The sequence below is a fragment of the Thalassobaculum sp. OXR-137 genome (assembly GCF_034377285.1).
In the GTDB taxonomy this organism is placed as follows: domain Bacteria; phylum Pseudomonadota; class Alphaproteobacteria; order Thalassobaculales; family Thalassobaculaceae; genus Thalassobaculum.
In genome coordinates, this window is sequence record NZ_CP139715.1 from 1,791,393 (window position 1) to 1,804,242 (window position 12,850).

15 protein-coding genes and 1 tRNA gene are annotated in these 12,850 nt (G+C 67.0%); 11 read left to right on the forward strand and 5 right to left on the reverse strand.

Annotation, left to right across the window (positions count from 1 at the left end):
• Positions 1-78: 78 nt before the first annotated feature.
• Complete coding sequence (locus T8K17_RS08425) at positions 79-765, forward strand: 3-oxoacid CoA-transferase subunit A (RefSeq protein WP_322334055.1); 687 nt, start codon at positions 79-81, stop codon at positions 763-765.
• Positions 762-1,466: a 3-oxoacid CoA-transferase subunit B gene (locus tag T8K17_RS08430; protein WP_322334056.1), complete on the forward strand. Its 705-nt coding sequence runs from the start codon at positions 762-764 to the stop codon at positions 1,464-1,466. The genes T8K17_RS08425 and T8K17_RS08430 overlap by 4 nt, the downstream gene beginning before the upstream one ends.
• 163 nt (positions 1,467-1,629) lie before the next feature.
• Here T8K17_RS08430 and T8K17_RS08435 read toward each other — a convergent pair whose 3' ends face one another.
• Positions 1,630-2,583 (reverse strand): complex I NDUFA9 subunit family protein, encoded by a 954-nt coding sequence (locus T8K17_RS08435; protein ID WP_322334057.1) that lies wholly within the window; start codon positions 2,581-2,583, stop codon positions 1,630-1,632.
• Positions 2,584-2,786: 203 nt separating this feature from the next.
• Here T8K17_RS08435 and T8K17_RS08440 point away from each other — a divergent pair.
• From T8K17_RS08440 to ptsN, 8 genes are all read left to right on the forward strand, one after another.
• Positions 2,787-2,873 (forward strand) — tRNA-Leu (locus T8K17_RS08440).
• A gap of 38 nt (positions 2,874-2,911) precedes the next feature.
• On the forward strand, positions 2,912-3,523 hold the full coding sequence (locus T8K17_RS08445) for a ribonuclease D (RefSeq protein ID WP_322334058.1): 612 nt from the start codon (positions 2,912-2,914) through the stop codon (positions 3,521-3,523).
• A gap of 182 nt (positions 3,524-3,705) precedes the next feature.
• On the forward strand, positions 3,706-4,299 hold the full coding sequence (gene lptC, locus T8K17_RS08450; protein ID WP_322334059.1) for an LPS export ABC transporter periplasmic protein LptC: 594 nt from the start codon (positions 3,706-3,708) through the stop codon (positions 4,297-4,299).
• 24 nt (positions 4,300-4,323) lie between these two features.
• Complete coding sequence (locus tag T8K17_RS08455) at positions 4,324-5,133, forward strand: LptA/OstA family protein (RefSeq protein ID WP_322334060.1); 810 nt, start codon at positions 4,324-4,326, stop codon at positions 5,131-5,133.
• A 113-nt stretch (positions 5,134-5,246) separates the two neighbouring features.
• Positions 5,247-6,035: an LPS export ABC transporter ATP-binding protein gene (gene lptB, locus T8K17_RS08460; RefSeq protein ID WP_322334061.1), complete on the forward strand. Its 789-nt coding sequence runs from the start codon at positions 5,247-5,249 to the stop codon at positions 6,033-6,035.
• A gap of 12 nt (positions 6,036-6,047) precedes the next feature.
• Positions 6,048-7,655 carry an RNA polymerase factor sigma-54 gene (gene rpoN, locus T8K17_RS08465; protein WP_322334062.1) on the forward strand — a complete coding sequence of 536 codons (1,608 nt, stop codon included), beginning with the start codon at positions 6,048-6,050 and terminating at the stop codon, positions 7,653-7,655.
• 197 nt (positions 7,656-7,852) lie between these two features.
• The gene (gene hpf, locus T8K17_RS08470; protein ID WP_322334063.1) at positions 7,853-8,440 is read left to right on the forward strand and encodes a ribosome hibernation-promoting factor, HPF/YfiA family; all 588 of its coding nucleotides are present in this window, start codon (positions 7,853-7,855) and stop codon (positions 8,438-8,440) included.
• Positions 8,441-8,556: 116 nt separating this feature from the next.
• Entirely contained in the window at positions 8,557-9,021 is a 465-nt protein-coding gene (gene ptsN, locus T8K17_RS08475; RefSeq protein WP_322334064.1) for a PTS IIA-like nitrogen regulatory protein PtsN, read from the forward strand.
• Between the two features lie 184 nt (positions 9,022-9,205).
• Here ptsN and T8K17_RS08480 read toward each other — a convergent pair whose 3' ends face one another.
• From T8K17_RS08480 to T8K17_RS08490, 3 genes are all read right to left on the reverse strand, one after another.
• Positions 9,206-9,439: a DUF1150 family protein gene (locus T8K17_RS08480; protein ID WP_322334065.1), complete on the reverse strand. Its 234-nt coding sequence runs from the start codon at positions 9,437-9,439 to the stop codon at positions 9,206-9,208.
• A 2-nt stretch (positions 9,440-9,441) separates the two neighbouring features.
• Positions 9,442-9,906, reverse strand: coding sequence for an Hsp20 family protein (locus T8K17_RS08485; protein ID WP_322334066.1), 465 nt, complete (start codon positions 9,904-9,906; stop codon positions 9,442-9,444).
• A gap of 190 nt (positions 9,907-10,096) precedes the next feature.
• Positions 10,097-10,777, reverse strand: a complete 681-nt coding sequence (locus T8K17_RS08490; protein WP_322334067.1) for a trypsin-like serine peptidase — start codon at positions 10,775-10,777, stop codon at positions 10,097-10,099.
• 165 nt (positions 10,778-10,942) lie between these two features.
• Between T8K17_RS08490 and T8K17_RS08495 the strand changes: the two genes are divergently transcribed.
• On the forward strand, positions 10,943-11,833 hold the full coding sequence (locus T8K17_RS08495) for a sulfotransferase (RefSeq protein ID WP_322334068.1): 891 nt from the start codon (positions 10,943-10,945) through the stop codon (positions 11,831-11,833).
• Positions 11,834-11,898: 65 nt separating this feature from the next.
• Here T8K17_RS08495 and T8K17_RS08500 read toward each other — a convergent pair whose 3' ends face one another.
• Positions 11,899-12,813, reverse strand: a complete 915-nt coding sequence (locus T8K17_RS08500; protein WP_322334069.1) for an NAD-dependent epimerase/dehydratase family protein — start codon at positions 12,811-12,813, stop codon at positions 11,899-11,901.
• Positions 12,814-12,850: the final 37 nt, after the last annotated feature.

The window sequence follows — 12,850 nt, forward strand, 5'->3', positions numbered from 1 at the left end:
TTCAGGCTGGACCCGCCCGCCCGCTCGGCTTACCAATTGCGGAACAAAAATCAGCCGATCCGGGGAGCGCCCAGACCCATGCCCATAGACAAGATCGTCCCTGACGTCGCCGCGGCCGTGGCCGGCGTGAAGGACGGCGACACCATCATGATTTCCGGCTTCGGCTTCGCCGGCGTGCCGAACGATCTGATCCACGGCGTGCTCGACAGCGGCGCCAAGGACCTCACGATCATCTCCAACAACGCCGGCACCGGGACCGAGGGTCTCGCCGCCCTGATCGGCAGCGGCCGGGTGACCCGCATCATCTGCTCCTATCCGCGTTCCAAGGGCTCCGACCTGTTCGACGCGCGCTATGCTGCGGGCGAGATCGAGCTGGAGCTGGTGCCCCAGGGCACCCTGTCGGAGCGGATGCGCGCCGCGGGCGCCGGGGTCGCCGGCTTCTACACCCCGACTGGCGTCGGCACCGATCTCGCCGAGGGCAAGGAAGTCCGCAATTTCGACGGCCGCGACTATGTGCTGGAGCTGCCGCTGCGTGCCGACATCGCCCTGGTCCAGGCCTATCAGGCGGACCGCTGGGGCAACCTGACCTACCGCAAGGCGGCGCGGAATTTCGGCCCGGTCATGGCCATGGCGGCCGACCTGACGATCGTGCAGGCGCGCGAGATCGTGCCGCTCGGCGAGATGGATCCCGAGACCATCGTCACCCCGAGCATCTTCGTCGACCGGGTGGTCCATATCGACAACGACCGGGAGTGGGACATATGAGCACCGCCGTCCAGAACGCCGGCTCTACCGAGGGTTTCACCAAGCTTACCCGGCTGCAGATCGCCCGCCGCGCGGCGGAGATGATTCCCGACGGCAGCTACGTCAATCTCGGCATCGGCATCCCGACCCTGGCCGCCAACGTCATCCCCGAGGGCAAGGAGGTCGTGCTCCACAGCGAGAACGGCATCCTCGGCGTCGGGCCTGGGCCGGCCGAGGAGGATCGCGACCGCGACCTGATCAACGCGTCGAAGGAATACGTGACCCTGCGGCCGGGCGGGTCGTTCTTCGTGCACAGCGACGCCTTCGCCATGATCCGCGGCGGCCATCTCGACCTGGCGCTGCTCGGCGCCTTCCAGGTGGGCGGCAACGGCGATCTGGCGAACTGGACCACCGGCGACCGGCGCTTCCCGCCGGGCGTGGGCGGGGCCATGGACCTCGCCGCCGGCGCCAAGGCGATCTGGGTGCTGACCGATCACGTCACCAAGAAGGGCGAGCCGAAGATCGTCAACACCTGCTCCCTGCCGCTGACGGCGCCGGGCGTGGTGAAGCGGATCTTCACCGACATCGCGGTGATCGACGTCACCGAGAATGGGCTCGTGGTGCGCGAGATGGTGCCGGGCCTGACCCTGGAACAGCTCCAGGCGATGACCGAGCCGCCGCTCACCCTGGCGGAGGACTGGAAGGAGCTGGTGGTCGCGTAAGGCGGCTGCCAGGCACCGGCTCCACCCTTCGACACGCCCCCGCTCATGCGGGGGCTGCTCAGGGCGAGGTCATAAAATTGGCTTCATAATAATTTGTCCTCGCCCTGAGCAGCTCCCGTAGGGAGCGTGTCGAAGGGCCGGGCCGCGTGAAGCCGCGCACTCCCTACGCCGGCTGGCGGCCCGTGCTGTAGCGGCCGCCGGGGCGGAACTTGTCGAGATAGGTCGGCACGATCACTTCCACCGGGGTCGCCTTCACGCCCAGATCCGCCAGCGTCTTGGCATCCGTCGCCACCACGTTGTCGGATTTCAGCAGCTCCACCTGGTCGCGGGTCAGCATCGGGCTCGGCAGAAGCTCCATCACGCCGGCCTGGATCGACGCGGCCCAGAACGGCAGGGACACCAGCTTAGCTTTCCGGTTGGTCTCCTGCAGGACCATCTCCATCAGGGCCTTGAAGCTGTACACCGTCGGCCCGCCCAACTCGTAGGTCTGACCCTGGGCGGCCGGGCTCTCCAGCGCGGCGATGACCGCGTCGGCGACGTTGTCCACATAGACCGGCTGGAACTTCGTCTCGCCGCCGCCGATCAGCGGCAGCACCGGCGAGATCTGCGCCAGGGCGGCGAACCGGTTGAAGAAGCTGTCATTCGCACCGAACACGATGGACGGGCGCAGAATCGTCGCCTCGGGGAAGGCGGCGCGCACCGCGTCCTCGCCCTGGGCCTTGCTGCGGGCGTATTTCGAGGACGAGTTGGCGTCGGCGCCGATGGCCGAGATCTGCACCATGGCCTGCGCGCCCGCGTCCTTCGCCGCCTTGGCGATCACGCCGGGAGCGGTCGCCTGGACGGCGTCGAAGGTGTTGCGGCCGGACTGGTGCAGGATGCCCACCAGATTGATCACCGCGGACGCGCCGTTGACCGCACGGGCAATGGCGGTGGCGTCGGTGACGTCCGCGCGCATCGGCGTGACCTGTCCGACCACGCCCATCGGCTTGAGGAACTTCGCCTTCTCCACGTCGCGGCACACCGCGTTGACCCGGACTCCGCGCTGGGCGAGTTCGCGCACGATGTTGCGGCCGATGAAGCCGGAGGCGCCGAAAACGGTGACGAGCTTGCCTTGCATGGCCGGTTCCACTCCTGCACTCGAGAATACGGGGTCTTATAGTACAGCCTGCTCGCCGAGGGGAGAATGAATGCCGTGCGACAGATCGCGCAGGCCGATCTTCCGGCCCGTCGCAAAAAGCTGCGAAAACCCGTTTGACATTGTCTGCGCGGCGCTTATAACACGGCCCTCCGAACGGTCCTGCAACGGACCGTCCGCACCTTGCCCAGGTGGCGGAATTGGTAGACGCGCTAGCTTCAGGTGCTAGTGACCGTAAGGTCGTGGAAGTTCGAGTCTTCTCCTGGGCACCACTGCTTCTCGTCCAAGCTGCCGATCCGGGACCGACATCATGACCGCGACCGTGCACCAGGGCGATCTCCCCGACGGACTGGACCTCGGCAAGGTCGTTGCCATCGACAGCGAGACCATGGGCCTGCGCCCGGAGCGCGACCGGCTCTGCGTGGTCCAGCTCTCCAGCGGCGACGGCGATGCCCATCTGGTGCAGTTCGCCAAGGGCCAGCACGAGGCACCCAACCTCTCCCGGCTGCTGACCGATCCCACCGTGCTGAAGCTTTTCCACTACGCCCGTTTCGACGTGGCGGTGATGCAGGCCTATCTCGGCGTGGTGACCACTCCGGTCTACTGCACCAAGATCGCCTCCAAGCTTGTGCGCACCTATACCGACCGTCACGGCCTGAAGGACCTCTGCCGCGAGCTGCTCGGGGTGGAAGTGTCCAAGCAGCAGCAGTCCTCCGACTGGGGTGCCGTCGAGCTGACGCCGGAACAGGTGGCCTATGCCGCCTCCGACGTCCTGCATCTGCACAAGCTGAAGGCCCGGCTCGACGAGATGCTGGTGCGCGAAGGGCGGATGGAGATGGCGCAGGCCGCCTTTGACTTCCTGGCCACCCGTGCCCATCTGGACCTTATCGGGTACGGCGACGAGGACATCTTCGCCCACTGAGTCGCAGCGTTGCTGAGTACGGTCGCCCGGAGCTTTTGACTTCGGCTGCCTTTGCCTATGCCTGGTTCCGTCTGCGCGTTATAAAACTCGAGAGAAGAGTCGCGGAGTCAGGACCAGTAGTGGCAGTCGCTCAACACTCCAGCCAGCATTCACCAGCGCCCGCGGCAGACCGCCGGCGTCCGGTGGCGCGTGCCAGCCGGATGGTGGCGGCGATGAAGATGCTGCTGCCGGCCCTGGCCATAACCCTGGTCGCCCTGGTGCTGATCTGGCCGCAGCTCTCGCGCAATGCCGCGGACATTCCGGTCGACCAGTCTCCGGTCACCCTGGAGGACGTCGACACCCTGAGGATGGCCAATCCCCGATTCGTCGGCCTGGACGAGAACGACCAGCCCTTCGAGATCGTGGCCCGGGCGGCGACCCAGGTCGGCGATACCGGTCAGGCCGTCGAGCTCGACCACCCCCAGGCGGACATGGTCAACAAGGACGGCACCTGGGTCTCGCTGAACGCCGACGAGGGTGTGTGGTTCAAGGACGCTTCGGTTGTGAACCTGAGCGGCGGCGTGTCTCTGTTCCACGACGCCGGTCACCAGCTCCAGACCGAAGAGGCGATGATCGACATGGGACCGGGCAACGTGTTCAGCGAAGTGCCGACCCATGGCCAGAGCCCCGGCGGCACCATCGAGGGCGAGGGCATGCAGAGCCTGGACCGCGGCGCGCGGATCATCTTCACCGGGAAGGCGCGGGCCGTCCTGTACAGCACCGGCCCCAGCGAGTGACGACAGTTGATTGATGGCACACCGATGATGGCACGCCTGGCCGCCTTGCTTGCGACCGTCCTGATCCTGGTTCTGGGCGTTGTCGGATCGCCCGTTCGGGCGCAGCTCCTGCAGCAGGAGGGCGACGATCCGGTCACCATCGAGGCCGATGACGGCATCGAATGGGTGCGCGACGACAAGCTCTACATCGCCCGCGGCAACGCCAAGGCGGTGCGGGGCACCCTGACCGTCAGCGCCGACACCCTGACGGCCGCCTACCGGGCGAAGGACAGCGGCGGCAGCGAGGTCTACAAGTTGGAGGCGCGCGGCAACGTGCAGATCGTCTCGACCGATGACCGGGCGGTCGGCGACCATGCGGTCTACGACATCGACAAGGAGGTCATCGTCCTGGTCGGTGACAATCTGAGCTTCAAGAGCGGCGTCGACACCATCACTGCCCGGGACAGCCTGGAATACTGGGAGACCCGCCGGCTGGCGGTGGCCCGGGGCGATGCCTCGGCCTGGCGCGAGGGCCAGCGGATCGACGCCGATGTCCTGACCGCCCATTTCGGCGACGGTCCGAACGGCGAGAACCGGATCGAGCAGGTCGACGCCCTCGGCAACGTGGTGATCACGACGCCCGAAGAGGTCGTGCACGGCAAGGAAGGCGTCTACGATGTGCTGCGCGAGGTCGCCACGCTGGAAGGCGATGTCCGGGTGACCCGGGGCGAGAACCAGCTCAACGGCGAGCGCGCCGTGGTGAACTTGAAGACCGGGGTCAGCCGCATGCTGCCCGGCTCGAAATCCGGGGAGCGGGTGAAGGGCCTGTTCACGCCGGAAAGGGAGAAGAACTGACGCGGTGCGGAAAACCGCCGCTCGCCGGATCACCGTGCTAGACTTCGACGGTGGGGGCGTAACTAGAGTTCGGCAGACAGTGCCGGCAGGGGACGAGAAAACGGATGTCACCGATGGACGGGGTCCGACCGACACGCGCTGACGACGGCTCGCCGCGTCTGGTGCACGAGAACACCGCGCGCCGGGGGCTCGCCGCCCATAATATCGGCAAGCGGTTCAAGAAGCGGCCGGTTCTGCGCGACGTCTCGGTTTTCGTTCGCCCGGGCGAGGCGGTCGGCCTGCTGGGACCCAACGGCGCCGGCAAGACCACCTGCTTCTACATCATCACCGGCCTGATCGCGACCGACGCGGGCACCGTGAGCCTGGACGGCCAGGATATCACCGACCTCCCCATGTACCGCCGCGCCCGGCTCGGCATCGGCTATCTGCCGCAGGAAGCGTCCATCTTCCGCGGACTCAGCGTCGAACAGAACATCGCCGCCGTGCTCGAGGTGGTCGAGTCCAATGCCAGCCGCCGCGAGGTGATGCTGGAGGATCTTCTGGCCGAATTCTCGATCAGCCACCTGCGGCGCACGCCGGCGCTGGCCCTGTCCGGTGGTGAGCGCCGCCGGGTCGAGATCGCCCGCGCCCTGGCCTCCAGCCCGCAATTCATCCTGCTGGACGAGCCGCTCGCCGGCATCGATCCGATCGCCGTCGGCGAGATCCGGGATCTGATCTCGCATCTGACCGATCGCGGACTAGGCGTGCTGATCACCGACCACAACGTCCGCGAGACGCTTGAGATCGTCGATCGCGCCTACATTCTGCATGATGGCATGGTCCTGATGGAAGGATCGCCGGACGATATCGTCGGAAACCGCGATGTCCGGCGCTTCTACCTCGGGGAACGTTTCAGTCTCTGACGCAGTCCGACCATGGCTCTGTCGCAACGCCTTGACCTCCGCCAGGGACAGTCTCTTGTCCTCACGCCGCAGCTGCAGCAGGCGATCAAGCTGTTGCAGCTCAACAACATGGAACTGGCGGAGTATGTCGAGGGCGAGCTGTCGCAGAATCCGCTGCTCGACAGGGACGAGGGCGACGGCCCGGCGACGCTCGACGCGGTGGCCGGCGACAACCTGCTGCGTCACGAGAGCGAGGCGGCGGCCCCGGCGCCCGAAGGCGACGGTTTCGGCGATGCGGTGGACGACGGTGGCCGCGATACGCTCGACCGGACGACGACCGACGCGATCCCGGCCTCCGGCGACGATCCCAACGACATCGACTACGACAACAACTGGGGCAGCGCCGGCATCGAGGAGACCGACGGCATCGCCGCGATCGGCTCGGGCGACCTGTCGAGCTGGAGCACCGCCGGCGGGGGCGGCGGCGGGATCGTCGGCGACGACGATTTCGGCCTGGAACAGATGGTGGCGGACTCCAAGACCCTGCGCGACCATCTGCTCGACCAGATGTCGCTGGAGTTCGACGAGCCGCGCGACCGGCTGATCGCCGCCCATCTGATCGACATGGTCGACGCCGCCGGCTACCTGTCCGGCGACATCGAGTCCCTGGCACAGCAGCTCGGCACCGACCTGGACGAGGTGGAGCGGGTGCTGAAGCGGGTTCAGGGGCTGGATCCGGCCGGCGTGCTGGCCCGCGATCTGAAGGAATGTCTGGCGCTGCAGCTCGCCGACAGGAACCGCCTCGATCCCTGCATGCAGGCGCTGCTCGACAATCTCGACATGCTGGCCCGCCGCGAGGTCGCCGCCCTGAAGAAGGTCTGCGGCGTCGACGACGAGGATCTGACCGACATGATCGGCGAGATCAAGGCGTTGAACCCGAAGCCGGGCGAGGCGTTCGACCGGCCGCTCGACCAGCCGGTGGTGCCCGACGTGCTGATCCGGCGCGGGGCCGACGGCAAATGGGTGGTCGAGCTGAACACCGACACCCTGCCCCGGGTTCTGGTGAACAACGCCTATTACGCCGAGGTGTCCAAGGTCGCGGCCAAGGACCGCAAGGCCAAGGAATACCTGTCCGAATGTTTGCAGTCGGCGAACTGGCTGACCCGTTCGCTGCACCAGCGGGCGACGACGATCCTCAAGGTCTCCACCGAGATCGTGCGGCAGCAGGACGCCTTCTTCGAACACGGCATCCAGTATCTGCGGCCGCTGGTTCTGCGCGACATCGCCGACGCCATCGGCATGCACGAGAGCACGGTCAGCCGGGTGACCAGCAACAAGTTCGCGGCCACCCCCCGCGGCATCTTCGAACTGAAGTACTTCTTCACCTCCGCCATCGCCTCGGCGGCCGGCGGCGAGGCCCATTCGGCCGAGGCGGTGCGGCATCGGATCAAGGGGCTGATCGATGGCGAGCCGGCCAACGCCATCCTGTCCGACGACCGGATCGTCGAACTATTGCGGGCAGACGGTGTCGACATCGCCCGGAGAACGGTTGCTAAGTACAGGGAAGCAATGCGCATTCCCTCAAGCGTGCAACGCCGCCGCGAGAAGGTCGGACAGGCGGTGATGGCCGGCCGCAGATAGCGGGCAGGGGAGCGGCATGACTCGATTGTTGACCTTGAAACGCGCTACACTTAGGTTCCGGCGCTTCGCTCAGATGGGACCGGAATGGGTGGCGCCGGCGCGGCGAGAAAATCGCGCTGCGGAGCAGCTTTAGCTCGTGCGAAACCCAGTGTCCGTACCCACCTATGCGAAGGGCGGACGCAAGATTGGAAATGACCATGCAGATTTCTGTCCAGGGCAAACAACTCGACGTCGGTGACGCGCTGCGTGAGCGGATCGAAACCGAGATCGGGGAGATCGCGACCAAGTATTTCTCCGATCCGATCGAGTCCACGGTGACCATGACGAAGGCGGCGAGCCAGTTCATTGCCGATATCGTCGTTCATGTGGGCAAGGGCATCACGGTCCAGAGTGAAGGCAAGGCCTCCGACGCCCATGCCGCGTTCGACGCGGCGGCGGAACGCATGAGCAAGCGTCTTCGGCGCTACAAGCGTCGCTTGCGCGACCATCACCGCGGACATGCACAGGATGTAATTTCTGCGCAACAGTATATCCTGGCGGCAGAGATTGAGACGGAGGCCGAAGAGGCGCCGGAGCCCGATGGCTGGTCCCCGGTCGTCGTCGCCGAAATGGAGACGGCGGTGGATACCCTGACGGTGGGGGAGGCGGTCATGCGCCTCGACCTGTCCGGCGCCCCGGCGCTGATGTTCCGCAACCGCGGGCATGGGGGAATCAACATGATCTATCGGCGGTCCGACGGAAATGTCGGCTGGGTGGATCCTGCCGGCGCAACCGGCGCAGACTAAACGCGTTCCAATAGACGGACGCGTCCGAAGCAGGTCACTGTCGAGCACGATTCCGACTTCGTCGGCCCCCTGACTGCGGTTCAGGGGGCTGGACGGCCAAAAGAGCGAGCACGAGCATGGACATCACCGACCTGATCTCGACGGACGGTATCCTTCCGAACCTGCGGGTCACCAGTAAGAAGCAGCTCCTTCAGGAGCTGGCGCGCAAGGCGTCCACGCTGACCGGGGTCGAGGCCAGAGAGATCTTCGACGTGCTGTTGGAGCGCGAGCGGCTGGGCACGACCGGGGTCGGCCACGGCATCGCCATCCCGCACGGCAAGCTGCCCAAGCTCGATCGGCTCTATGCCGTGTTCGCCCGGCTCGACAAACCGGTGGAGTTCGACTCGATCGACGACGAGCCGGTGGATCTTGTGGTCCTGCTCCTGGCTCCGGAAGCGGCCGGCGCCGACCATCTCAAGGCGCTTGCCCGCGTCTCCCGGCTGCTGCGTGACCGCGCGGTCTGCACCAAGCTGCGCGGCTGCGAGAGCACCGACGCGATCTACGCCCTGTTCAGCGCCGCGGCGGCCAGCCACGCCGCCTGAGCGGCGGGCGCTCTTTTTCCATGGTTCATTTTTAACCGACTTCCTGGAAGCGGCCCCGCCGCTATCCAGGACCGTGCCCTGGCGTCAATCGCAGGATCCCGGCTCACCCTCGAACAGGGTTCGAGGGCGTCCGGGAAGTCGGGAAGAGGGAAGGATTTTTACCGCGCCGCGGGGGTGCCGGGCCTCAGTGCAGGCTGACGGCCTGCAGGTCGCTCTGGCGGATCGCCAGTTCGGCCAGCTCCCGGGTCGGGAACAGCCGGACGGCCATGCCGTCGGCGGCGTGCACCACATAGTGCTCCGCCCCTTCCTCATGCACCGGCTTGATGAAGGCCACCTGGTTCAGGCCCAGGGTGCCCAGATCCTGCGGGGACATCGCGGCCAGGGCCTGGCGGTTCGACGCGTGATTGGTATCGGACATGTTTACTCTCCTGCCTCCGCGGGCTCGGCATCGACATCGATCGTGTCGGCCTTGCGGCGGGCTCCCTTGATCGGAATGGTCTTCACCGTGGTTTCGGGCAGCGGTCGCTGCAGGTCGATATGCAGCAGGCCGTTGTCCAGTTCGGCCGAGTCGACCTGGATCCCTTCGGCAAGCACGAAGGTCCGCTGGAACTGACGGGCGGCGATGCCGCGATGCAGATAGACCTTGCCGTCTTCCTCGGCCTGACGGCCGCGGACGACGAGCTGATTGTTCTCGAGATGGATCTCGAGATCGTCCATCGTGAAGCCGGCGACCGCGAGGGTGATCCGCAGCCCTGACTCCGACGTCTGTTCGATGTTGTACGGTGGGTACCCGTCCGACTGGGCCTTCTGGACCCGGTCTAGCGCCCGCTCGAAATGATCGAAACCGAGCAGGAGCGGCGAGTTGAACATGGATATGCGTGCCATCGGCAATCCCCTCAAGCGAGCGAGACATCCGGTCCGGGCGACAGGCCCGGCTCGAACCCCGGATCCGCTGTCGCGCGATCCGGACGCACCGATCCTTGCGGCATCGGCTTTCGATAAAGATGGTCGCGCGATCCGGCGATATCAAGAGGCGGAAACAATCGTTGGCGCCGGCCCATGGCAGGAAATCCGGCTAGCGTAGGGCGGCGATCCGCCTGGCGATCTGCGCCGCGCTTACCGGCTCGGCGTCGCCGGTGCCGTCGATCCGGCCGACATGGATCGCGGCGATGCTCAGTCCTTCCGGCCGATCGATCAGCAGGGGCGATCCAGAGTCGCCGGCCACCGCCTCGCAATTGTGCCGCCACTGGCCGCCGGGGCGAGTGCCCAGGAACGAGCAGGCCGGGTCGACGGTCAGCACATGGCTGCGGTCGCCGCTGTAGCCCGCCTGGGCCAGGGCCGCACCCTCCCGCGGCAGGACGCCGTCGTAGATCGGGATCGCGGGCAGGTCGATCGGCGCGGACAGGCGGACCAGCGTCGAGTCGGCGCCCAGCGGGATATAGGCCAGAGCTGTCCGGTGGGCGCTGAAGCGGCCGTGATCGTAGCCGGCGAGGAAATGCACCATCGCGGGGTCGGCTCGTTCCCCCGCTCCGATCGGGTTCAGGCAGTGATGGGCGGTCAGCACCAGATCCGGCGACACCAGGGTCGCGGTGCAGTGGCGTCGAATGCGATAGCCGGCCACGTTCAGCCGGCCGATGGAGGCCCAGGGATGGGCGTCCGGCGCGACGGTGACCCGGCCGTCCCGGGCGGCGGTCGGTCCGGGGGCGGCAAGCGCGACGGCGAGCAGTCCCATCAGCAACAGGAATCGCGAAGTCATCGGAAAACGCACGTCCGGTCCAGTGATCCGCCCCGGGAGACTCTGGTCGTCGCCTCCCGCTCTGGCAAGGGATAGCGGCATCCGGGCCAAGACGGTGCGGTGCAGTAGGCGCGCCGCGAGCGCTATGCTAGGGACGGAGATCTATCGTGCACAGGGACGCTCAGGATGTCTGAAGAGATCGAGGCGGTGATCCGACGCCTCTACGACATGCCGGTCTTCTTCGTGGCCGGGTTGCCGCGGTCCGGCACCACCTGGCTGCAGCAGATGCTGAACGCCCATCCGCAGCTCCTGTGCCTCGGCGAGTCGCATTTCATCAACGACATGGTGCCGGGCCTCTACAACGTGCTCTGGAACTTCACGAAGTCCCGCAAGAACCCGGAAAGAACCTGGGCCCCGGGCGTGGTGGGACCGCAGCTCGACCATATGATTCCGGTTCTCCGCATGGCCTTCGCCTCGCTGGCGGCGGCCAATCTGGGGGAACGCGACATCGGAGCGCTGCGGGCGATCGGCGAGAAGAACCCCGACAACCTGTATCATGCCGAACGGATCTGGCGGGTGTTCCCGGATGCCCGGATCGTCCACATCATCCGCGACCCCCGGGACGGGGCGATATCGGGCTTCACCCGGTTCCGCGCCCGGCTGTCCCAGGATCTCACCCGGACGCAATACGTCGCTGCCTATGCCAAGGATTGGGCCTCTCGGATCGCCACCGCCCGGGGGCTGGCGAAAGACCGGCCATATATGGAGATCCGTTACGAGGACTTGCATGCGGACACGTCGGCCCGGGCGGCGGAGATCTTCCGCTTCATCGGCGCCTCGGACGATCCGTCCGACGTGACGACCGCGACGGAGGCGGCGAGCTTCGAGCGCCTGTCCGGCGGCCGCAAACAGGGCGAGGTCGACCCCGCCTCCCACTATCGCCGCGGCGAGGTCGGCGGCTGGCGGGACGAGATGACGCCGGAGGAGGTCAGCGCCGCCGAGCGGGCTGCTGGCAGGATGATGGCCGCCATGGGGTATGAAGTTTCCGCCGAGGGACTGGCCGCGGCCCTGGCGTGATGGTGCCCGACACGTCGTCGCCCTCGCTGACCGGCCACATTGTCGGCAGGCGGGGTAGATCCGATTCATTCCTTATGGATCGTGTCGGAGAGTGATTCGCCATAGCGGAACAGCACGTCCCAGGCCGGCCGTGCGGCGAGACCCAGGGCAATCGCTGGACCCGGATCGAGGACCGGCGCGGTATAGGGGGCCGGTACGACCCGGAGATCGGCGGTGCGGCCGAGCCCGGTGGCGATCGCCTGGACCCCATCTCGGATCGTGGTCGCAGGGCCGGTTGCCGGCGAGACGGCGACGAAACCCGCCGCAACGCAGGCAAGACGGATCGCGAAGCGGGCGAGGTCTGCTGCATCGACTACCGCATTGTATGGGGCATCTGGGTTGAAGACCGTCACCGTCTTCGCCCGGATCAGGGTGGCCGCGGCCGCTGCGGGGAAGTTGTCATGGGCGCCGGGCCCGACCACTGCCGGCAGGCGCAGGACGGCGGCCCCGACCAGACGTCCCTGCGCGACGGCGCGGGCGATGGCCGCCTCGGCGTCCCGCTTGGCTTCGCCATAGGGAGCGACCGGCGCCAGGGGGGTGTCCGTGTCGATCCGCGCTCCGCCGGGGCGCCCGTAGACCGACTGGGAAGACATGTAGACCAGCCGGCCGCGGCGCCTCGCGGCGAGGTCGATGGCGCCCTCCACCAGCAGCGCGTTGATCCGCTTCAACTCGGCCGGATCGTCGACCCGGGAGGGCAGGGCGGCAGCGCAGTCGATCACCGCGTCGACTTGGATGCCCGGGGCGGGCGGACCGGCATCGCGCAGCGGATCCCAGCCATGCGCCGTGACGCCCGTCGCGGCGGCGAGCGGCGTGCGGGCAATGCCGTGGACCGGAATGCCCGACGCGGCGAGCATCCGGAGCACAACGCCTCCGACGAAGCCGGCGGCACCCGTAACGGCGATGGCCCCGTCGGTTGGCGATCGTTCAATCTTCTTGGTCATCGCGCCTCTGTTCGATCACACTGATAATCTTACAGCA